Below are 19,438 nucleotides of genomic sequence, written 5' to 3' on the forward strand. Positions count from 1 at the left end.
CTGCAAGGGGGTTGGCGTAGCGACACGAAGTGCGCGAAGCCTGGGGGTCAGTTCATTTTCGGCAGGTCGGCCTGCAGCCACTTCTGATACAGCTTGTTGAGCTCGCCGTTGGCGGTGTTCTTCTGCACGAATTCGTTCACCGCCTTGTGCAGCTCTTCCTGGGCCGGACGCATCGCGATGCCCATCGACTGCTGCACCAGCGTGAACTTGTTTTCGTAGGTGCCGGCAGGCACGCGCTTGGCGATCTGTGCCGCCACGGTCACCGAGCAGCCGATGGCATCGACCTGGCCCGAGATCAGCGCCTGCATGGCCGAGGCGTCGTCGTCGAAACGGCGGATTTCGGTGCCTTCGGGCGCGGCCTTGGTCACGGCCACGTCCTGCGTCGAGGCGCGGGCCACGCCCACGCGCAGGCCCTTCAGGTCGCCCGCGGCCTTGATGGGGGCCTTGGTCGCGCCGTACAGCACGATGGTCGCGGCCGCGTAGGGCTGCGAGAACTGCACCTGCTTGGCACGCTCGGGCGTGATGGCCAGCGAGGCGACCAGCAGGTCGACCTTGTTGGTCAGCAGGAACGGGATGCGGTTGGGGCCCGTGACCGGCACGATGTTGGCCTTGACACCCCAGTCCTTCGCAAGCAGCTTGGCCACGTCGGCGTCGTAGCCGTCGGGCTGGTTCTTCGCATCGGTGGTGCCGTAGGGCGGAAAGTCGACCAGCATGCCGATGGTGATCTCGCCCTTCTTCTTGATGTCGGCCACCGACTGTGCCGAGGCGAAGGGTGCGAACACGGTGAGAGCGGCGCCGAGGCCCAGCACGGCGAGCGCGGCACGGCGGGTGGTGATACGGGTCATGGGTGTGTCTCCTGAATAAAGAAAGGAAGCGACGAGAAAGAGAAAACGGAAAGGGTCAGCGGGCAAGCGCCCGGGCGCGGCGGCGCTCCATGCGCGCGGCCAACAGCGACAGCGGCCAGCAGATCGCGAAGTAGATGGCCGCCACCACCGAGAACACGATGAGCGGCTGGAAGGTGGCGTTGTTGACGATCTGCCCGGCGCGCGTGACTTCGACAAAACCGATGATGGCCGCGAGCGACGTCCCCTTGATGATCTGCACCACGTAGCCCACCGTGGGCGCCAGCGCGATCTTCAGCGCCTGCGGCAACACCACGTCGCGCATGCGGGACGTGTACCTGAGGCTCAGCGCCTCGGCGGCTTCCCACTGGCCGCGCGGAATGGCCTCGATGCAACCGCGCCAGATCTCGCCGAGGAAAGCGGCGCTGTTCAGGATGAGCGCGACACCGGCAGCCACCCACGGATTGATGTCCAACCCCAGCACCGGCGCGCCGAAGAACACCAGGAACAGCTGCAGCAGCAGCGGCGTGCCCTGGAAGATCTGGATGAAAGTGGTCGACACGCCGCGCGCCCACGTCGACTGCGACGTGCGCATCAACGCGACGATGAGCCCCAGGATCGCGCCGCCCACGAAGGCGATGGCCGACAGCGCAAGCGTCCACTTGGCCGCTTCGAGGATGAAAAGGAATTCGGGAAAGCCGAAGGTGCGCATGGTGTTGTCTCCGTCCGTCGTTTCTTACCGGCGGTCCGGATAGTTGAGCGTGCGCCTGTAGATCAGCTTGAACATCGTCGAGAAGGCCAGCGCCAGCGCGAGGTAGATCGCAGCCACGACGATGTAGATCTCGAAGCTGCGGAAGGTCTGCGACTGCAGGTTGGCGGCCACCGAGGTCAGGTCGTCGGCCGAGATGACCGACACCACCGCCGAGCTCAGCATCAGCAGGATGAACTGGCTCGTGAGCGCCGGGTAGATGGCCTTCAGCGCGGGCTTGATGATGACGAAGCGGAAGATTTCCCAGGGCTTGAGGTTGAGCGCCCTGCCCGCCTCGATCTGCCCCTTGGGGATCGACTCGATGCCCGCGCGGATGATCTCGGTCGCATACGCACCGAGGTTCACCACCATCGCCACCAGCGCGGCCGTCTGCGGCGACCAGCGCAGCCCGATGGCCGGCAGCGCGAAGAAGAAAAAGAACAACTGCACGAGGAACGGCGTGTTGCGGATCACCTCGATATAGGCATTCACGATGAAGCGCAGCCAGCCAGGCCCGGAGGTCTTGCCCCAGGCGCAGAAGATGGCGACCACGAGGCCGAGCACCGTGGCCACGAGCGAGAGCTGGACCGTGATCCACGTGCCCTTGAGCAGCAACGGCCAGGCGGCGAAGACGGCGTCGAATTGAAACTGGTAGTTCATGAAGGGCGAACCCGGAAGGTGCGCGCGTGGCGCGTGCATGCCTCGAAAGCAATGCTTGCAGCTTATCTGAAACCGGTTTCATGATTGCCTAGGGATTCCCCTAAGTGGTCGTTTTGTCTCGCCTTCTGCCTACACTGAAGCCATGCTGAACCCACCCGCGGCCACCATGCCCACAGAGGCAACTGCGCTCTCCACAGGCGCCCCCACCGTGCAGCATTTCCGCCAGGCCCTGCTCTGGCCCTTGCGGCTGATGCCTGCGCCGGACGCCGGGCACGCGCACCACCACGCGCCCTGGCATGTGCTGCGCGAGATGGGCGATGCCTCGCCATGGCGCGAAGAGGTCGACGAATACACCGGCGACAGCAGCCGCTTTCACGAGCGGCACTACAACGAGTTCGTGAGCTTCCTGCCGTACGTGCAGCGCTTTCTCTACGGCGAGGGCCGCTCGCGCAACGGCAGCAGCGGCGGCCCGGCCTCCGGCAACGACGGCGATTCACCGATGCGCGTCTTCCGCCGCCAAGACATCGCATCGGTGCGCGTGGTGGCCCGCGCGGGCGACGCGCCCGTCACGCTCGACGTGGTGCATTGCGACCTCTACTTCTTCTTCGACATCGACGTGGTCATGGTGAACCTCGAGGTCGGGGCCGACCACCTGAGCCTCGCGCAGGCGCAGGAAATCCTCTACCGCTTCGGCCGCGCCTACCCCTCCGGCTGGGAGCCCGATGGTTCGGCGCTGCATTGCATGGCGAGCGTCGAATGGCTGGGCGCCGACGGCCGCGTCCTCGCAAGCTCCGACGCGCAGCAGCGCGAGAGCTTCCTCTCGCACGTGGCGCAGCACCGCGCGCCGCGCATCTCCTCGCACTGGGCCTACCTGATGCAGCCGCTGGTGAGCGACCATTCCGAAGACCCCGGCGTGCTGCGCTACCGGCAGATCGAGTACTACCGCATGCCGGTCATGGCCTACCTCTCGCTGGACGACCCGCGCCGCCTCACGCGCGACGACTTCGTGCGGCTCGCGCTGGTAACGGGTGCCGGCACCACCGACGCGCACCTGCCCTACGCCGACCACCACCTCGCCGACTTCGAGCACAAGTACTGCTACGACCGCTTCTGGGTCAACGCCGGCGCAGCACCCAACACGCGCTACCTGTGCAACGGCCACGCCCTCATCGTGGTGGGCGATGCGCACTCCGAGTTCTTCTGCTGCCGCGACCGCGGCGTGCTCGCGCAGTTCAGGCACCAGCACTTCCTGCTGTTCCTCATCGCGCATTTCCAGAAGGCCTCGCTGCTGATGTTCTCCGACCAGCTGGTGGAGGCGCTCAAGCGGCTCGACATCCGCAGCACGCCGAGCGTGAAGCAGTTCAAGCGCGCGATCCGCGCGAGCTTCGAGCGCTTCCTGCGCTTCACGCACCGCTACTGGTTCCACGAGATCTCGGAACAGGCGCAGGTGCGCGCGCTGTCGCACATGTGTGCCGCGCACCTTGGGCTCGACCCGCTCTACGACGAGGTCAAGGCGCGCATCGCCGACATGAACACATATCTCGACGCCGACAGCCTGCGCCGGCAGGCCAGCACCGTGGTGCGCCTCACGGTGGTCACGCTGTTCGGCCTGATCGGCACCATCACCACCGGCTTCCTCGGCATGAACCTGTTGGCCGAGGCCGACGCACCGCTGTGGCGCAAGGCACTGTGGTTCGGCGTGGTGTTCGTCCTTACGACCTGGCTCACCATCTACACGATGGTGAAGTCGCAGCGGCTGTCGGATTTCATCGACGCGCTGTCGAACGACAGGCTGGGCTTCAAGGGGAAGATGGCCGCGCTGGCGCGGGTGTGGCGGCCGGGGGCCGACTGATCAGAACGCGATGTCGGCGCTGGCCACCGCGCGAATCGGCACGCCGAAGCTCGTGATGTCCGACAGCGTGGCGTTGTGATGCGCACGGATCTGCGCACCCGTCGCGTGCGGCTTGTCGTGCGAGGTGTGCGCGTCGGCTGCGAGCACCACGTGGTAGCCCAGCGCGGCGGCGCGGCGCACGGTGGTGTCGACGCAAAACTCCGACGAATAGCCGCAGACCACAACGCACTTCACGCCATGCTCCGACAGCCAGGCTTCGAGCGGCGTGCGCAGAAAGGAGTCGGGCGTGGTCTTGCGGATGCGGACGTCGCGCGAATCGGTGTTCAGCGCACCGGCGAGCTGCCAGCGCTCGGAATCGAATTCCAGGTCGACCGCATTCTCGTGCTGGATGAAGGCCACGGGCACACCGGCTGCACGGGCACGTTCGGTGAGCGCATTGATGCGCTGCATCACTTGCCCGGCTTCATGGGGGCGCGGCGGATCGTCGCAAAGGCCACGTTGGACGTCGATGACGAGGACGGCAGTGTTCATGCGCCCATCGTAGCGGCTCCCCTCAGTTCCAGGCACTCACTTCGAGCCGTACTTTCCCGCTGATGCCGGGCGCCGCCGGTGCGGCGCCGAGGCTCGACAGCGGCACCATGAACTGCAGCTTGCCGCTGGCCAGCTGCTTCGGGCTCATCGGCAGCGAGGCCTGCCCCGCCGTGTCGGTCTGCCAGCCGTACTTGACGTTCCAGCTCTGCGCCGGATCGCCAGGCGCGGGCGGCGCGATCTCGATGACCAGCGTGTCGCGGAACAGCGAGCTGCCTTCGTAGTGACCATCGAGCCAGAACTTGTTGTTGACCTGGTAGTCGGGCACGCGCACGCCCAGCGTCATGGCATAGGCGAGCGTCGGGCGGTCCTGCTTCACGCGGGCCCTGTTGGCGAGAAACACGGTGGAAAGGTAGATCGACCGGCGATCCGCCTTGGCCGGGTCGGTCAGTTCCTTGTGCGTACGGCAGGCGGGCGAATCTTCCTCGGCCACGCGCCGGCTCAGGTACCAGCGCTTGCCGCGCGGTGCGGCGAGCAGCTCGACCTGGTAGAGCGCATCGACGTCAGCGCCCTTGGGCAGGTCGGGCGGCAGCGTGACGCCCTCGATGTCGAACCAAAGATCGACCCGCACGTCGCCGAACAAGAAGCGCACGAGGTTCTGGTAGGCCTCCTCCGAATTGACGATGCCGAAGAAGCCCGAGTGCGAGCGGTAGGTGTAGGCGGTGGCCACCGGCTGCGTCTTGCCCGCAGCGTCGGAGGCCCAGAGCGAGGCGTTCTCGATGCGCACGAGCCCATCGCTGCCGTGGCCCGCGAACATGCGCGACAGGCCCTTGGCGCTTTCGTAGTCGCCGCGATTGGTACCGACCATGCAGAAGAAGCGCTCGGCCGGAAAGGCCGTGGCCGGCAGGTAGTCCATGCGGCCGTTGACCGCCGGCGTGGCCAGGAACTCCGACATCTTCTCGCGGTTGAAGGTGTTCATCTCAGCCGCCGTGAGCCAGGCCGGCACGTTGATGCCGCCCATGTCGATGCCGTTGTGCGGCGTGGCATAGGTGAACACCTTGTCGACGCACGCACGCGCGGCCGCCTCGCCGAGCTCGGGGTTCTGCAGGAAGGCGCGCACCACCAGGCCGCCCATCGAATGCGCGACGAGGTAGCAGCGGAAATCCGCGGGCGAGAAGCCGGGCCCCTCGCGCAGCGCCACGAGGTCGCGCACGCGCAGGATCAACTGGCTCAGGCCTTGCGCGTACACCTTGATGTCCCTGGCCCGGCCATCGCCGAGCAGCTCGGAGCCCGAGTCGTAGTAGCGGTAGATGATGACCGAAGCCGAGGGAATGCCGTCGACGTCCCTGCCGTTTTCATCGGGCGAGGGCTTCCAGTCGGGGTCGAGGATGTCCAGCCCGTTCTGGTAGACGCTCTGGTACTGGAAGTCAGCCAGCAGCCGCACCATGGGCGACTCGAAGACGAACTTCTGCGCCGGCGCTTCCTTCTTGACGGTGGCGCGATACACCGTGGAGCCGATGTTGAAACCGCAGAACGGATCGGCGGCGGTGTCATCGCGCTCCGCTTCGGTCATGGCGTAGCCACGCACGTAGATGATGGGGTAGCGATTGCTGCTCATGGCTCTGCCGCCTCGTTCCTTGGGATCGATGAAGACTTTCAGTTTGCCGAGGGGTGAAGGGGAGCGCCATATCGCGCATGGCATAGGACTGTTCGCTGTTTCGCCCCGGACAAACGTCCCGGATACCCCCGCTCCCCAAATGTTTCTACGGTTGAAACCATTGAAACGCGCATCGTCGCTAGTCTCGCGCCATCCGACAAACACAATCCAGAAGGCACTCCCATGGCTGACGATCCAGGTTCGCAGGGCTCCTACCTGCCTCAACTGCTGCGCCGTGGCACTGCATTGGCGGCCGCCGGCTGCGCGTTCGTGGCGGGATGCGGCGCCGCCGGCGGCGGCGAAACGCGCTACGACAACTCGCCGCAATTCCGCGACGGCGGCTTCCACAACATGGCCAACCCCGACCTGCCGACCCAGGCCAGCGCATGGCGCATCTGGTCGCGCTTCATCGTGGGCAGCAAGGTCGACACCGTGCCGGTCGATGCGATCCCCGTGCAGGCGCTGAACCGCGGCGCGCTCGATGCGCTCGACACCAAGGCCAACCACGTGGTGCGCCTCGGCCACTCGTCGCATCTGCTGAAGCTGCGCGGCAAGTACTGGCTGATCGACCCGGTGTTCAGCGAACGTGCATCGCCGGTGCGGTGGGCCGGGCCGAAGCGCTTTCACCAGCCGCCGATCGCGCTCGAACAGCTGCCGCCGATAGAGGGCGTGATCCTTTCGCACGACCACTACGACCACCTCGACGTGGCGACCATCGAGTACCTCTCGAAGAGCGTGCAGCGCTACTTCGTGCCGCTGGGCGTGCGCGCGCGGCTGCTGGTGATGGGCGTGCCGGCCGAGCGCGTGAGCGAGCTCGACTGGTGGCAAAGCGGCGAACACGACGGCGTGAAGCTCACCGCCACGCCCGCGCAGCATTTCTCGGGCCGCACGCTGGGCGACCGCGACCGCACGCTATGGGCCTCATGGGTAGTGCAGAGCGGCGAGCAGCGCCTGTTCTACAGCGGGGACTCGGGCTACTTCCCCGGCTTCAGGCAGATCGGTGAACGCTTCGGCGGCTTCGACATCGCGCTGATGGAAAACGGCGCCTACGACAGCATGTGGCCGGCCGTGCACATGACGCCCGAGCAAAGCGTGCAGGCCTTCGAGGACCTGCGCGGCAAGGTGTTCTTCTCGGTGCACAACAGCACCTTCGACCTTTCCTTCCACACCTGGCGCGACCCGCTGGACCGCATCGCGAACCTCGCGGAGGCAAAGAAGATCGAGCTGGCGACGCCGGTGATCGGGGAGGTGGTGACGGTGGGGCAGGCGCGGACCAACACGCGGTGGTGGCAAGGGTTGCGCTAGTCGCAACGCGAAGCGCTGGGCTCCTCGATACGTGAAACCTCGCCGTTTCCGGCCAGAACAATCCTGCGCAACTGAATGGTGCAGCGAGGCGCCGATGCAGGCCAGAGAAAAATCGCTTCGTACTGTTCGCCGCTGCGAGGGACGAAGCGAACGGTTCCCACGCAATTCGACCACACGGTGCTGCCGCCAGCCAGCAGCACCACTTCAACGTCCGCCGGAATGATCCGCTCAGAGCTCATGAAGTCGGTACTCAGACGGGGCGCCATGCCTACCCTCCTGGACTCCGATCGCTCGTTGAAGAGCACACCGCCCTTGGGTCCCTCCCTGCGGCAACTCTCGCGCACCGCGAAGGAGTAAGAGATCACCCGGGCCGACGCATTCTGGACAACACGCAGTCTTGCAGTCCTGTCGCCCATCGCGTCCTTGTATTCGACGCTCGCACACCCCGACAACACAGCCGCTGCGCCTGCGAACGCGATATAGCGAACGCAACCGAGCAGTCCCTCAGCTACTGCCATAACGCTCTCTCCTCCTGCTGTTCGACTCCAAGCGCAAGCGGCCATGTTTACTCGCCGCGCTCCTTGCGCTCCCGCGCGCGCCGCACCTGCCGCGTCTCGTTCGCCTGCGAAGCAATGCGGTCTTTCTCGCGCTTCTTCGCCGCCCGCTTTTCGCGCATGCGCCGGCCCAGCACATAGCTGCCGAAGCCGGTGACCACGGCAATGAAGATCCCGATGACGCTGATGTCGATGCCGCCCATCACTGCACCCGCACGATGCTCGACGGCTTGAAGCCGAGGTCGGCCGCCTTGCCCTTGCGTGCACGGCTGCCGCGGGCGTTGTTGAGTGTGCGGATTTCCAGCGTTTCATCGCGCTCCTTGCCGCCGCGGCCGATGCCCTCGATCTTCACGCTTCGCGTGTAGGCCGCGGCGCCGGCCAGGGTGTCCTTGGCCTCGAGGTCGATCAGCGTGAGGCCGCGCCCCCCCTTCGGCAGGCTCTTGAGCTCGGCGATGTCGAAGGTCAGGATGCGGCCGCCGGTCGAGGCGCAGGCCACGTGCGTGGCGGCAGGCATCGGCTCGGCGCCGCTCGCGCCGCCCACCAGCGACGGACGGCACAGCTGCTCGCCCTCGCCCACGTCGATGAAGGCCTTGCCGCCGCGCTGGCGCGACATCATGTTCTCGACCGTGGCGATGAAGCCGTAGCCACCGGTGTTGGCAAGCAGCACGCTGGCGCCGACGGGGCCGGCGAAGAAATGCGTGACGTGCGTGCCGGCATCGAGCTCGATGAGCGTGGTGACCGGCTGGCCGTCGCCGCGCGCGCCGGGCAGCGAGGACACGGGCACGGTGTAGACGCGCACGCTCTTGTCCTTGGCACTGCCGAAGACCAGCAGCGTGTCGACGCTGCGGCATTCGAAGGCGCCGTAGAGCGAGTCGCCGGACTTGAAGCTGTATTCCGGCGCTGCGCCCTTCTCTGCGTTCGCACCGTTGCCCGCAGCCTTCTCGCTCGCCCAGCCCTTCTGCGCACGGACCCAGCCCTTCTGCGACACGATGACGGTGACGGGCTCGTCGACCACCTTCACCTCGGCCACGGCGCGCTTCTCGGCCTGGATGAGCGTGCGGCGCGCGTCCTCGAAGGTCTTGGCGTCGGCCTCGATTTCCTTCACGAGCAGGCGGCGCAATGCGGTCGGGCTGCCGAGAATGTCTTCGAGCTTCTTCTGCTCGTCGCGCAGGCCCGAGAGCTCCTGCTCGATCTTGATGGCTTCGAGCCGCGCAAGTTGGCGCAGGCGAATTTCAAGAATGTCCTCGGCCTGCCGTTCGCTGAGATTGAAGCGTGCGATGAGCGCGGCCTTCGGGTCTTCCGCCGCGCGGATGATCGCGATCACCTCGTCGATGTTCAGCAGCACCAGCTGCCGGCCTTCGAGGATGTGGATGCGTTCCAGCACCTTGTTGAGCCGGTGCCGCGAGCGCTTCTCGACGGTAACCTCGCGGAACGCGATCCACTCGTTGAGCATCTGGCGCAGCGACTTCTGCGTGGGCTTGCCGTCGATGCCGACCATCGTGAGGTTGATCGGCGACGAGGTTTCGAGCGAGGTCTGCGCGAGCAGCGTGGTGATGAACTCGTCCTGGCTGATGCGCGAGGTCTTGGGCTCGAACACCAGGCGCACGGCCGCGTCCTTGCTGGACTCGTCGCGCACCACGTCGAGCACCGACAGCATCGCGGCCTTCAGCTGCGTCTGGTCGGCGCTCAGCGCCTTCTTGCCGGTCTTGACCTTCGGGTTGGTGATTTCCTCGATCTCTTCGAGCACCTTCTGCGTGCTGACGCCCGGCGGCAGTTCGTTGACCACCAACTGCCATTGGCCGCGCGCGAGGTCTTCGATCTTCCAGCGCGCGCGCACCTTGAGCGAGCCGCGGCCGGTGCGGTAGGCATCGGCGATGTCGCCCGCGCTGCTGATGATCTGCGCGCCGCCCGGGTAGTCGGGGCCGGGCACGATGGCGAAGAGTTCTTCCTCGCTGAGCTTGCCGTTCGACTTGATCAGCGCCACGCAGGCGTCGGCAATCTCGCGCAGGTTGTGGCTCGGGATCTCGGTGGCAAGGCCGACCGCGATGCCGCTGGCGCCATTGAGCAGCGTGAACGGCAGCCGCGCGGGCAGCAGGCGCGGCTCTTCGGTGCTGCCGTCGTAGTTGGGAATGAAGTCGACCGTGCCTTCATCGATCTCGTCGAGCAGCAGGCTGGTGATGCGCGCCAGTCGCGCTTCGGTGTAGCGCATGGCCGCGGCGCCGTCGCCGTCGCGGCTGCCGAAGTTGCCCTGGCCGTCGACCAGCGGATAGCGCTGCGAAAAATCTTGCGCCATGCGCACCAGCGCGTCGTACGCGGCCTGGTCGCTGTGCGGGTGGAAGCGGCCGAGCACGTCGCCGACCACGCGCGCGCTCTTCACGGGCTTGGCACCCACGGTGCCGTTGGTGCCGCCGAAGCCCAGGCCCATTCGCGACATCGAGTACAGGATGCGGCGCTGCACCGGCTTCTGGCCGTCGGACACATCGGGCAGCGCGCGGCCCTTGACCACGCTGAGCGCGTATTCGAGGTAGGCGGTCTGGGCGTAGTCGGCGAGGGTCAGGGTCGTGTCGCCGTCGGCGGGACCCTGGAGATCGAGCGGAGGTTGAGAGTCGTCCATGAATGAGAGGGAAAGAAAAACAGTTGCTTGAGGCTGCGCGCCTTGTTTGCGGTCGCGAGGACGGTACTTGGCAGTCCCCGGAGGTCAGGACAACGGGGACGGCGGCGCGGTGGCGCCCGGCTCGGCCGCGCCGGTCGGCACGTCGGGCAGCTCGGGCAGCTCGGGCATCGTCGGAGCGCTGCGCGGCGATTCGGAGGGCATGTTGCCGCGGCCGATCGCGCCGCCCTTTGGCACCGCCATTTCCATGCGGATGCGCCCCGGCGTCCTGCCGCCGCCACTGCCACCCCGAAGGTTTCCGCCCACCGTCACTGCCGAAGGCTTCAGGTACGCATACAACTGCAGCACGGTCTGTACATAGTTCTGCGTTTCCTTGTAGTTCGGGATCTTGTTGCCCGCACGCTGCACAGCCCCCTCGCCTGCGTTGTAGGCAGCCAGCGCGAGCTCGATCTGTCCCGGGAACATCGCGATCAGGTCACGCAGGTAGCGCGAACCGGCGGCGATGTTGATGCGCGGGTCGAACAGCTTCTTCTCGATGGTCGCGCGCTTGTCGGCCGACACGCCATAGCGCTGAGCCGTCGCGGGCATCAACTGCATGAGACCCATGGCGCCCTTGGGCGAGACGGCCTGCGCGTCGAAGCCCGACTCGGTCGCGACCAGGGCCTGGAGCAGTTCGTAGTCGATGTCGTGCTTGTTCGATGCGTCGCGCAGGGCGGACTTGGCGGTCTTGTAGCCGGGCGAGGCCTCGAACATGGCCAGCAGCGACTGCGACGCGGCCGGCACCTTGCCGTCGAGCTTGCGGGCGCCGCGGCCCAGCGGAGAAAGGCCCTGCGCCGTGTCGAAGCTCTGGCCGCCACGGAAGAAGACCTGGTAGCGCTCGTCGACCTTCTCGGCGGCGAAATGCGCCACGCCCTTGCTGTCGACGTAGCCGTAGATGTCAGCGGCGTGCGCCGCCTCCTGCTGTGTACACAGCAGGAAGGCCGAAAGCAACAACGAACGCTTGAAAGCTGACATGCGTGGTGGAGGAATCAGACGTCGATGTCGACATCGTCGGCCCGCAACTCCATGAGTTCGCGCCGCGCTGCCGCTTCGCCCTTGCCCATGAGCTTGGTGATCTCGCCCTGGGTGGCCGTGAAGTCGAACCGCCCCAATTGGACCTGCATCAGGCGCCGGGTGTCTGGATTGAGCGTGGTTTCCCACAATTGTTCCGCGCTCATTTCGCCCAGGCCCTTGAAGCGGCTGATGCTCCAGGCACCTTCGCGGACGCCGTCCTTGCGCAGTTTGTCGAGCGTGGCGGTCAGTTCACCTTCGTCCAGCGCATAGACCTTGGAGGCCGGTTTCTTGCCGCGCGCGGGGGCGTCGACCCGGAACAATGGCGGCTTCGCGACATACACGTGGCCGGCTTCGATGAGTTTCGGAAAGTGCCGGAAAAACAAGGTGAGCAGCAGCACCTGGATGTGCGAGCCGTCCACGTCGGCATCGCTCAGGATGCAGACCTTGCCGTAGCGCAGGCCGCTCATGTCGGGCGTGTCGTTGGGGCCGTGCGGGTCGACGCCCACGGCCACCGAGATGTCGTGGATCTCGGTGTTGGCGAAGAGCCGGTCACGTTCGACTTCCCAGGTGTTGAGCACCTTGCCGCGCAGGGGCAGGATCGCCTGGCTTTCCTTGTCGCGGCCCATCTTGGCGCTGCCGCCGGCGGAGTCGCCCTCGACCAGGAAGACTTCGTTGTGGCTGATGTCCTTGCTCTCGCAGTCGGTCAGCTTGCCGGGAAGCACGGCCACGCCGGAGCCCTTGCGCTTCTCGACCTTCTGGCCGGCGCGCTGGCGCGTCTGCGCGGCCTTGATGGCCAGCTCGGCGAGCTTGCGGCCATAGTCGACGTGCTGGTTGAGCCACAGTTCGAGCGCGGGGCGCACGAAGCTCGACACCAGGCGCACCGCGTCGCGCGAGTTCAGCCGTTCCTTGATCTGGCCCTGGAATTGCGGGTCGAGCACCTTGGCGCTGAGCACGTACGAGGCGCGCGCGAACACGTCCTCGGGCAGCAACTTCACGCCCTTGGGCAGCAGCGAGTGCAGCTCGATGAAGCCCTTCACGGCGGTGAACAGGCCGTCGCGCAGGCCGCTTTCGTGCGTGCCGCCGGCGCTGGTGGGAATCAGGTTGACGTAGCTCTCGCGCACCGGCTGACCGTCTTCCGTGAAGGCCACGCACCAGTCGGCGCCCTCGCCTTCGGCGAAGTTGTCGGCGTTCTTGTCAGCGTGGCCGCTGCCTTCGAACAGCGGAATGACGGGGTCGCCGTTGAGCGTCTGCATGAGGTAGTCGCTCAGGCCGCCCTTGTAGAGCCACTGCTGGGTTTCCTTGGTCTTCTCATTGACGAGCGTGACGCTCACGCCGGGCATCAGCACGGCCTTGCTGCGCAGCAGGTGCGTGAGCTCGCCCATGGGAAGCACGGCGGTCTCGAAATACTTGGCGTCGGGCCAGGCGCGCACGGTGGTGCCCTGGCGGCGCTCGCCGGCCTCGAGCTTGCGGATTTCGAGCGCCTCGATCACGTCGCCGGCACTGAAGGCCAGCTTGGCAACGGAGCCTTCGCGGTGCGAGGTGACTTCGAGCCGCTTGGACAACGCATTGGTCACCGAAACGCCCACGCCGTGCAGGCCACCCGAGAAGCTGTAGGCACCGCCCGAGCCCTTGTCGAACTTGCCGCCCGCGTGCAGGCGGGTGTACACGAGCTCGATCACGGGGGCCTTTTCTTCGGGGTGCAGGCCGAACGGAATGCCCCGGCCGTCGTCTTCGATGCTGGCCGAGCCGTCGGCATGCAACGTGACCTTGATCTTCTTGCCATAGCCCGCCAGCGCCTCGTCGGCGGCGTTGTCGAGCACTTCCTGGATGATGTGCAGCGGGTTGTCGGTCCGGGTGTACATGCCCGGGCGCTGCTTCACGGGCTCGAGGCCCTTGAGCACGCGGATGGAGCCTTCCGAGTAGCCGGACGATGCGGACGCTGAACTGGGGGGAGTCTTGAGGGGAGTCGCCATGGGGGCGGATTGTAGTCAGTCGCCACCAAATGACTGGATACCCATACAGGAACCTTCGACCGGAAGCCGAAGGTTTGCACGATGACCGGACTTACTTGTTGATGATGGCCTGGCCGGTATAGGCCAGCGAGGCGAGTTCGGGCCTGGCCTTTTCGGCCGGCTCGAGGTCGAGAACGATGCTGCCGATCACCAGGCCGAACGATGGCGACATGCGCACGTATTTGGTTTCGCCGGCTTCCAGGGGTATGCCGAGCGTCTTCCCGGCGTCGGTCGTGGTCGCGGCCAGGTAGGTGCCGGCCGGACGGTCCACGTAGAAGAAACCACCAGACTTCGATGCGCCCACCACCACCTTGTTGAGGCGGATGAGGGGCTGCAGTGCCGAGCCGTAGGGTGTCGCCGCGCGGAAGAAATAGATACGGCCCTCGCCTGATTTCACGGCGGGAATGGTGCCGGCCATGTCCTGGTGCTTGACGCCAGTGCTGGCGCAGCCTGCGGCGAGGATCGTCAGCGCTGCGAGCGCGGCGAACTTCAAGGCGGTTCTTCTCATTGTCTGGATTCCTTGTGGGGAAGTGCGCTGGAGCACAAATGTAACAAATCACACACAAGGGTTTGCGGGGCCCTCACCGGTTTTGATGCACCGGTCGCATCAAAGCCACCTCGATAAATCATCAATGCCGTCGGCCGACCTGCCGCCTGCCGAAGCCCTCAAGTCGCTACATTCGACGCGATGCAAGCCCCAGCCCCCGTCCTCTCCATCAAGCAAGTCCTGTTCTGCGGGGCCATGATCGTCACGTTGTCGATGGGCATCCGCCACGGCTTCGGGCTCTGGCTGCAGCCGATCACGCAGGCGCAGGACTGGAGCCGGCAGACCTTCTCGTTCGCGCTGGCGGTCCAGAATCTTTCATGGGGCATCTTCGGGGTGTTCGCGGGCATGCTGGCCGACCGCTTCGGCGCGTTCCGGGTGCTGATCGGCGGCTCGGTGTTCTATGCGCTGGGTCTGCTCGGCATGGCGCATTCGCCGACGCCGCTGCTCTTCACGCTGAGCGCGGGCGTGCTGATCGGCGCGGCGCAGGCGGGCTCGACCTATGCAGTGATCTACGGCGTGATCGGTCGGCAGATTCCGGCCGAACGGCGATCGTGGGCGATGGGCGTTGCGGCGGCGGCCGGCTCCTTCGGGCAGTTCCTGATGGCGCCCATCGAGGGGCGATTGATCGGCCACCTGGGCTGGCAGACGGCGCTTGCCGTGGTGGCGGTGCTGGTGCTCGTGATCATCCCGATGGCCTTCGGCCTGCGCGAACCGAAGACGTCCGCGCTGGCCGGGCACCGCGAACAATCGGTGCTGCAGGCGGTGGGCGAGGCTTTCCGCTATCCGAGCTTCGGGCTGCTGATGGCGGGGTACTTCGTCTGCGGCTTCCAGCTTGCATTCATCGGCATCCACATGCCGACCTACCTGCGCGACCGGAGCCTGCCGGCCGAAGTGGCGGGCTATGCGCTGGCGCTGATCGGGCTGTTCAACGTGTTCGGCACCTACACGGTGGGGCTGCTGGGGCAGAAGCTGGCCAAGCGCAAGATCCTGGCGGCGATCTATTTCGCGCGGGCCGTGTCGATCGCGCTGTTCCTGCTGGTACCGATCTCACCGCTCAGCGTGTATGTGTTCTCGGCGGCGATGGGCTTCCTGTGGCTGTCGACTGTGCCTGCGACCAATGCGATCGTGGCGGGCATCTTCGGCGTGGCGCACCTGTCGATGCTCAGCGGCTTCGTGTTCCTGAGCCACCAGGTGGGCTCGTTCCTGGGCGTGTGGCTCGGCGGCTACCTGTACGACACCACGGGCAGCTACGACATCGTCTGGTACATCGCGGTCGCGCTGGGCGTGTTCGCGGCGCTGATCAACCTGCCGGTGAAGGAAAGCGCCATCTCGCGCTCGTCGCCACAGCCGCTGGGGGCCGCGGGCTGATTGCGTATAAACACGGCCATGACTTCGCAAATGCGCCACCACATCGTCCACGCGGGCTGGCTGACCGCCGCGCTGGCAGTGCTGGGCGGCGTGTTCGCGCTTTACGTCCACCCGGACTTCCTCGTGACGTTGGTCGACCAGATCTGGTCCTGCTTCTGAAGCCCGCCCCGCCATGAAAGATGCTGTACCGATGCACGGCCTGTCCGCGCCTTCCGAATGGATCGTTCGCTGGACGCACCTGCTCGCGCCCGGCGCCACGGTGCTCGACGTGGCCTGCGGCGCCGGGCGGCACATGCAGTGGTTCGCGGGCCGCGGGCATCCGGCCACCGGTGTCGACCGCTCGCCTGAAGCCATAGCGGCGGCCGGCGCCTTCGGCCGCACCGTCTCGGCGGACATCGAGTCGGGCCCCTGGCCCTTCGCCGGCCAGGCCTTTGGCGCCGTGATCGTCACCAACTACCTCTGGCGCCCGCGCATGGCCGACATCGTGGCCGCGGTGGCACCGGGCGGCGTGCTGCTCTACGAAACCTTCGCGGCGGGCAACGAGACCGTCGGCAAGCCCTCGCGCCCCGACTTCCTGCTGCAGCCCGGCGAACTGCTGGCGGCCTGCACCGGCCTGCGCGTAGTGGCCTACGAGGACGGCTTCATGCCCGAACCTGCGCGCTTCGTGCAGCGCATTGCCGCCATCCGCCCCGCCGGCAGCAACGACGGCCAGCCGCCCCGGCACCTCCTTGCGGGAAACTGAGGGGGTTGGGGCGGCTGTCTTGCGGCACGCCGGAGTAAGTAGAATCGGCACTTTCGTCCACCGACAAAGAGATTCCCCTTGGAGCAACTGACAGGCAGCATCGTCGCGCTCGTCACGCCGATGCACGACGACGGCAGTGTCGACTACCCCGCCCTGCGGCGGCTCATCGACTGGCACATCGAAGAAGGCACCGACTGCCTCGGCGTGGTCGGCACCACCGGCGAATCGCCGACGGTCGATGTCGAAGAGCACTGCGAAATCATCCGTGTTTCGGTCGAGCAGGCCCGGGGCCGCGTGCCCGTGATGGCCGGCTGCGGCGCGAACTCGACCAAGGAAGCCATCGAGCTCGCCAGGTTCGCCAAGGGCGTGGGCGCCGATTCGCAGCTCCAGGTCGTGCCGTACTACAACAAGCCCACGCAAGAGGGCCAGTACCAGCATTTCAAGGCCATCGCCGAAGCCGTGGGCGACCTGCCCGTCGTGCTCTACAACGTGCCCGGCCGCACCGTTGCCGATATGGCGCACGACACCGTGCTGCGACTGGCGCAGGTGCCCGGCATCATCGGCATCAAGGAAGCCACCGGCAACATCGAGCGCGCCCAGTGGCTCATTCGCGACCTGCCTAAGAACTTTGCCGTCTATTCCGGCGACGACCCGACTGCGGTCGCGCTCATGCTCTGCGGCGGCCAGGGCAACATCAGCGTCACGGCCAACGTCGCGCCGCGCAAGATGCACGAACTGTGCGTGGCGGCACTGGCGGGCGACGTCAAACGCGCCATGCAGATCCAGTTCGAGCTGATGCCGTTGCACCGCAACCTGTTCGTCGAGCCCAACCCGATCCCGCTGAAGTGGGCCATGGCGCGGCTCGGCCTGTGCGGCGGCACGCTGCGCCTGCCGCTCACCGAACTCGGCGAAGCGAGCCGCCCCGCGGTCGAAGGCGCCCTGCGCGCCACCGGCCTGCTGAAGGGCTGAGCATCCTTTCCCCTGGCTGCAGCAAGGTTAAGCAACCTTTTGCCCGAACCGTGCTCTGAGATGGCGGGCACTGCGGCCCCTAGATTGACCGAACCATTCCAACAAGGAAGACGACGTTGAAGAACCTTTCGCGACTTGCACTGCTGGCCCTCGTTGCCAGCCTCGCCGCCTGCTCCGTCCTCGAGAGCGACAAGATCGACTACAAGAGTGCAGGCAAGGCCCCGACGCTCGAAGTCCCACCCGATCTCTCCCAACTCTCGCGCGACAACCGCTACGCCATCCCCGGCGGCGCCGTGACCGCCAATGCCTACCAGGCCGGCATCGCCAACGCCCCGGGCGTGCCCACCGCCGTGAGCAACCTCGGCGACGTGCGCATGGAGCGCTCGGGCACGCAGCGATGGATCGTCGTCAACCGTACGCCCGACCAGCTCTGGGACCCGGTGAAGGACTTCTGGCAGGAAAGCGGCTTCCTGCTGACCACCGACCAGCGCAACCTGGGCATCATGGAAACCGACTGGGCCGAGAACCGCGCCAAGCTGCCGCAGGACATCATCCGCGGCACGCTGGGCAAGCTGGTCGACTCGGTCTACTCGACCGGCGAACTCGACCGCTTCCGCACCCGCCTGGAACGCACGCCCAACGGCACCGAGATCTTCATCAGCCACCGCGGCATGCAGGAGGTCTACAACAACTCGCGCCAGGACCAGACCGTGTGGCAGCCCCGCCCCAGCGATCCTGAGCTCGAGACCGAATTCCTGCGCCGCCTGATGGTCAAGCTCGGCGTCTCGCAGGAGCAGTCGAAGATCCTGGCCGCCACCACCGCGACGACCAAGACCGCCACCGTCGCCAAGGTCGGCAACCAGCCGGTCGTGCAGATCAGCGAAGGCTTCGAGCGCGCATGGCGCCGCGTCGGGCTCGCGCTCGACCGCACCGGCTTCACCGTGGAAGACCGCGACCGCAGCGCCGGCCTGTACTACGTGCGCTACGTGACCCCCAACCCCGACAAGAAGGAGCCCGGCTTCTTCGGCAAGCTGTTCAGCAGCTCGCCCAAGGACGAAGCACCGATCAAGTTCCGCATCTCGGTCAAGGGACAGGGCGAAGCCACGACGGTGTCCGTGCTCGACGCAGCCGGCGCACCTGAAACCTCGGCCAACGCCGAGCGCATCGTCAAGGTCATCGCAGACGACCTGAAGTAACCCGCATGCTCCGCTTCCGAAGCCTCGGCAGCGGCAGCACGGGCAACGCCGCGCTGGTCGAAGCGACCAGCGCCGGCCGCACCTCCCGCCTCCTGATCGACTGCGGCTTCGGCCTCAAGCAGCTCGATCTGCGGCTGGCCCAGGCAGGCCTCGCCGCCAGCGACATCGATGCGGTCTTCGTCACGCACGAGCACGGCGACCACATCGGCTGCGCCCATTCGCTGTCGCGGCGCAACCGCATCCCCGTCTGGATGAGCGAAGGCACGTGGCTCGCCACCGGCGGGCGCGATTTCGAGGGCCTGCTGAACCTGGCGCGCGACGACGCCGAGTTCGAGGTCGGCGACATCTGCGTGCAGCCCTTCACCGTGCCCCACGATGCGCGCGAGCCGCTGCAGCTTCGCTGCACCGACGGCAACCGCACGCTGGGCGTATTGACGGATCTGGGCCACGCCACGGCCCACGTGCTGGCCCGCCTGAGCGGCGTGCATGCGCTGCTGCTGGAGTTCAACCACGACAGCGATCTGCTGGCCAATTCGGCCTATCCGCCATTTCTCAAGCATCGTGTCGGCGGCAACTACGGCCACCTGTCGAACACGGCCGCCGCAGAGATCGCACGCGCGGTGCTGCACGACGGCTTGCGCCACGTGGTGGCTGCGCACCTGAGCGAGCAGAACAACCGACCCGAGATCGTGCGCCGCCTGATGGCCGAGGCCCTCGGCGGCGACGAGGCCGAGATGCTCACCGCCACGGCATCGCAGGGCTCGCCCTGGCTCGACGTATGAGCCGCGCGATCC

General features: G+C 66.5%; 19 protein-coding genes. 8 read left to right on the forward strand and 11 right to left on the reverse strand.

Annotated elements, in window-relative coordinates; all coding sequences use genetic code 11:
* Positions 1-47: 47 nt before the first annotated feature.
* The 3 genes from PMI12_RS18770 to PMI12_RS18780 are packed head-to-tail and all read right to left on the reverse strand — an operon-like array spanning position 48 to position 2,250.
* Positions 48-845 (reverse strand): transporter substrate-binding domain-containing protein, encoded by a 798-nt coding sequence (locus tag PMI12_RS18770; protein ID WP_007835639.1) that lies wholly within the window; start codon positions 843-845, stop codon positions 48-50.
* 55 nt (positions 846-900) lie between these two features.
* On the reverse strand, positions 901-1,554 hold the full coding sequence (locus PMI12_RS18775) for an amino acid ABC transporter permease (protein ID WP_007835641.1): 654 nt from the start codon (positions 1,552-1,554) through the stop codon (positions 901-903).
* A gap of 24 nt (positions 1,555-1,578) precedes the next feature.
* Entirely contained in the window at positions 1,579-2,250 is a 672-nt protein-coding gene (locus tag PMI12_RS18780) for an amino acid ABC transporter permease (RefSeq protein ID WP_007835644.1), read from the reverse strand.
* 142 nt (positions 2,251-2,392) lie between these two features.
* Here PMI12_RS18780 and PMI12_RS18785 point away from each other — a divergent pair, with 142 nt between their 5' ends.
* Positions 2,393-4,102: a hypothetical protein gene (locus PMI12_RS18785; protein ID WP_007835645.1), complete on the forward strand. Its 1,710-nt coding sequence runs from the start codon at positions 2,393-2,395 to the stop codon at positions 4,100-4,102.
* Here the strand turns inward: PMI12_RS18785 and PMI12_RS18790 are convergent, their stop codons facing one another.
* The gene (locus PMI12_RS18790) at positions 4,103-4,633 is read right to left on the reverse strand and encodes a cysteine hydrolase family protein (RefSeq protein WP_007835646.1); all 531 of its coding nucleotides are present in this window, start codon (positions 4,631-4,633) and stop codon (positions 4,103-4,105) included. It lies immediately after the preceding gene.
* A gap of 22 nt (positions 4,634-4,655) precedes the next feature.
* Positions 4,656-6,248: an esterase/lipase family protein gene (locus PMI12_RS18795; protein WP_007835647.1), complete on the reverse strand. Its 1,593-nt coding sequence runs from the start codon at positions 6,246-6,248 to the stop codon at positions 4,656-4,658.
* A 222-nt stretch (positions 6,249-6,470) separates the two neighbouring features.
* On the opposite strand from PMI12_RS18795, the gene PMI12_RS18800 reads away from it, so the two are divergent.
* A complete protein-coding gene (locus PMI12_RS18800) occupies positions 6,471-7,592 on the forward strand; it encodes an MBL fold metallo-hydrolase (protein WP_007835648.1) in 1,122 nt (373 codons plus the stop codon).
* Here the strand turns inward: PMI12_RS18800 and PMI12_RS28800 are convergent.
* The 6 genes from PMI12_RS28800 to PMI12_RS18830 all read right to left on the reverse strand — a co-directional run bounded on the left by PMI12_RS28800 (position 7,589) and on the right by PMI12_RS18830 (position 14,330).
* Positions 7,589-7,858, reverse strand: a complete 270-nt coding sequence (locus tag PMI12_RS28800; protein ID WP_157632220.1) for a hypothetical protein — start codon at positions 7,856-7,858, stop codon at positions 7,589-7,591. The genes PMI12_RS18800 and PMI12_RS28800 overlap by 4 nt on opposite strands.
* A gap of 299 nt (positions 7,859-8,157) precedes the next feature.
* Positions 8,158-8,349, reverse strand: coding sequence for a hypothetical protein (locus PMI12_RS18810; RefSeq protein ID WP_007835650.1), 192 nt, complete (start codon positions 8,347-8,349; stop codon positions 8,158-8,160).
* On the reverse strand, positions 8,349-10,760 hold the full coding sequence (gene parC / locus PMI12_RS18815) for a DNA topoisomerase IV subunit A (RefSeq protein ID WP_007835652.1): 2,412 nt from the start codon (positions 10,758-10,760) through the stop codon (positions 8,349-8,351). Before parC ends, PMI12_RS18810 begins: the two co-directional genes overlap by 1 nt.
* Positions 10,761-10,844: 84 nt before the next feature.
* Positions 10,845-11,771, reverse strand: coding sequence for a lytic transglycosylase domain-containing protein (locus PMI12_RS18820; protein WP_007835654.1), 927 nt, complete (start codon positions 11,769-11,771; stop codon positions 10,845-10,847).
* Positions 11,772-11,785: 14 nt separating this feature from the next.
* A complete protein-coding gene (locus PMI12_RS18825) occupies positions 11,786-13,783 on the reverse strand; it encodes a DNA topoisomerase IV subunit B (protein ID WP_007835656.1) in 1,998 nt (665 codons plus the stop codon).
* 91 nt (positions 13,784-13,874) lie between these two features.
* Positions 13,875-14,330, reverse strand: a complete 456-nt coding sequence (locus PMI12_RS18830) for a DUF2846 domain-containing protein (protein ID WP_007835658.1) — start codon at positions 14,328-14,330, stop codon at positions 13,875-13,877.
* A gap of 180 nt (positions 14,331-14,510) precedes the next feature.
* Between PMI12_RS18830 and PMI12_RS18835 the strand changes: the two genes are divergently transcribed.
* From PMI12_RS18835 to PMI12_RS18855, 6 genes are all read left to right on the forward strand, one after another.
* A complete protein-coding gene (locus PMI12_RS18835; RefSeq protein ID WP_007835659.1) occupies positions 14,511-15,737 on the forward strand; it encodes an MFS transporter in 1,227 nt (408 codons plus the stop codon).
* 18 nt (positions 15,738-15,755) lie between these two features.
* Positions 15,756-15,896, forward strand: coding sequence for a hypothetical protein (locus PMI12_RS29245; RefSeq protein WP_193386564.1), 141 nt, complete (start codon positions 15,756-15,758; stop codon positions 15,894-15,896).
* A 13-nt stretch (positions 15,897-15,909) separates the two neighbouring features.
* On the forward strand, positions 15,910-16,479 hold the full coding sequence (locus tag PMI12_RS18840; protein ID WP_042673728.1) for a class I SAM-dependent methyltransferase: 570 nt from the start codon (positions 15,910-15,912) through the stop codon (positions 16,477-16,479).
* Positions 16,480-16,557: 78 nt separating this feature from the next.
* Positions 16,558-17,448 (forward strand): 4-hydroxy-tetrahydrodipicolinate synthase, encoded by an 891-nt coding sequence (dapA, locus tag PMI12_RS18845; protein ID WP_007835662.1) that lies wholly within the window; start codon positions 16,558-16,560, stop codon positions 17,446-17,448.
* 116 nt (positions 17,449-17,564) lie between these two features.
* Positions 17,565-18,644, forward strand: coding sequence for an outer membrane protein assembly factor BamC (gene bamC / locus PMI12_RS18850; protein WP_007835664.1), 1,080 nt, complete (start codon positions 17,565-17,567; stop codon positions 18,642-18,644).
* Between the two features lie 5 nt (positions 18,645-18,649).
* On the forward strand, positions 18,650-19,426 hold the full coding sequence (locus tag PMI12_RS18855) for an MBL fold metallo-hydrolase (protein ID WP_007835666.1): 777 nt from the start codon (positions 18,650-18,652) through the stop codon (positions 19,424-19,426).
* The last annotated feature ends 12 nt before the right edge of the window (positions 19,427-19,438 follow it).

The sequence above is a fragment of the Variovorax sp. CF313 genome, assembly GCF_000282635.1.
Lineage (GTDB): Bacteria > Pseudomonadota > Gammaproteobacteria > Burkholderiales > Burkholderiaceae_C > Variovorax.

Excerpts from the sequence above, each read along its gene's own strand:
- PMI12_RS18770 (WP_007835639.1), bottom strand. The coding sequence starts at position 845 with ATGACCCGTATCACCACCCGCCGTGCCGCGCTCGCCGTGCTGGGCCTC.
- PMI12_RS18800 (WP_007835648.1), top strand. The coding sequence starts at position 6,471 with ATGGCTGACGATCCAGGTTCGCAGGGCTCCTACCTGCCTCAACTGCTG.
- PMI12_RS18785 (WP_007835645.1), top strand. The coding sequence starts at position 2,393 with ATGCTGAACCCACCCGCGGCCACCATGCCCACAGAGGCAACTGCGCTC.
- PMI12_RS18780 (WP_007835644.1), bottom strand. The coding sequence starts at position 2,250 with ATGAACTACCAGTTTCAATTCGACGCCGTCTTCGCCGCCTGGCCGTTG.
- parC (WP_007835652.1), bottom strand. The coding sequence starts at position 10,760 with ATGGACGACTCTCAACCTCCGCTCGATCTCCAGGGTCCCGCCGACGGC.
- PMI12_RS18795 (WP_007835647.1), bottom strand. The coding sequence starts at position 6,248 with ATGAGCAGCAATCGCTACCCCATCATCTACGTGCGTGGCTACGCCATG.
- PMI12_RS18810 (WP_007835650.1), bottom strand. The coding sequence starts at position 8,349 with ATGGGCGGCATCGACATCAGCGTCATCGGGATCTTCATTGCCGTGGTC.
- PMI12_RS18855 (WP_007835666.1), top strand. The coding sequence starts at position 18,650 with ATGCTCCGCTTCCGAAGCCTCGGCAGCGGCAGCACGGGCAACGCCGCG.
- PMI12_RS18825 (WP_007835656.1), bottom strand. The coding sequence starts at position 13,783 with ATGGCGACTCCCCTCAAGACTCCCCCCAGTTCAGCGTCCGCATCGTCC.
- PMI12_RS28800 (WP_157632220.1), bottom strand. The coding sequence starts at position 7,858 with ATGGCGCCCCGTCTGAGTACCGACTTCATGAGCTCTGAGCGGATCATT.
- PMI12_RS18835 (WP_007835659.1), top strand. The coding sequence starts at position 14,511 with ATGCAAGCCCCAGCCCCCGTCCTCTCCATCAAGCAAGTCCTGTTCTGC.
- PMI12_RS18775 (WP_007835641.1), bottom strand. The coding sequence starts at position 1,554 with ATGCGCACCTTCGGCTTTCCCGAATTCCTTTTCATCCTCGAAGCGGCC.
- PMI12_RS18790 (WP_007835646.1), bottom strand. The coding sequence starts at position 4,633 with ATGAACACTGCCGTCCTCGTCATCGACGTCCAACGTGGCCTTTGCGAC.
- PMI12_RS18820 (WP_007835654.1), bottom strand. The coding sequence starts at position 11,771 with ATGTCAGCTTTCAAGCGTTCGTTGTTGCTTTCGGCCTTCCTGCTGTGT.
- PMI12_RS18840 (WP_042673728.1), top strand. The coding sequence starts at position 15,910 with ATGAAAGATGCTGTACCGATGCACGGCCTGTCCGCGCCTTCCGAATGG.
- PMI12_RS18830 (WP_007835658.1), bottom strand. The coding sequence starts at position 14,330 with ATGAGAAGAACCGCCTTGAAGTTCGCCGCGCTCGCAGCGCTGACGATC.
- PMI12_RS29245 (WP_193386564.1), top strand. The coding sequence starts at position 15,756 with ATGACTTCGCAAATGCGCCACCACATCGTCCACGCGGGCTGGCTGACC.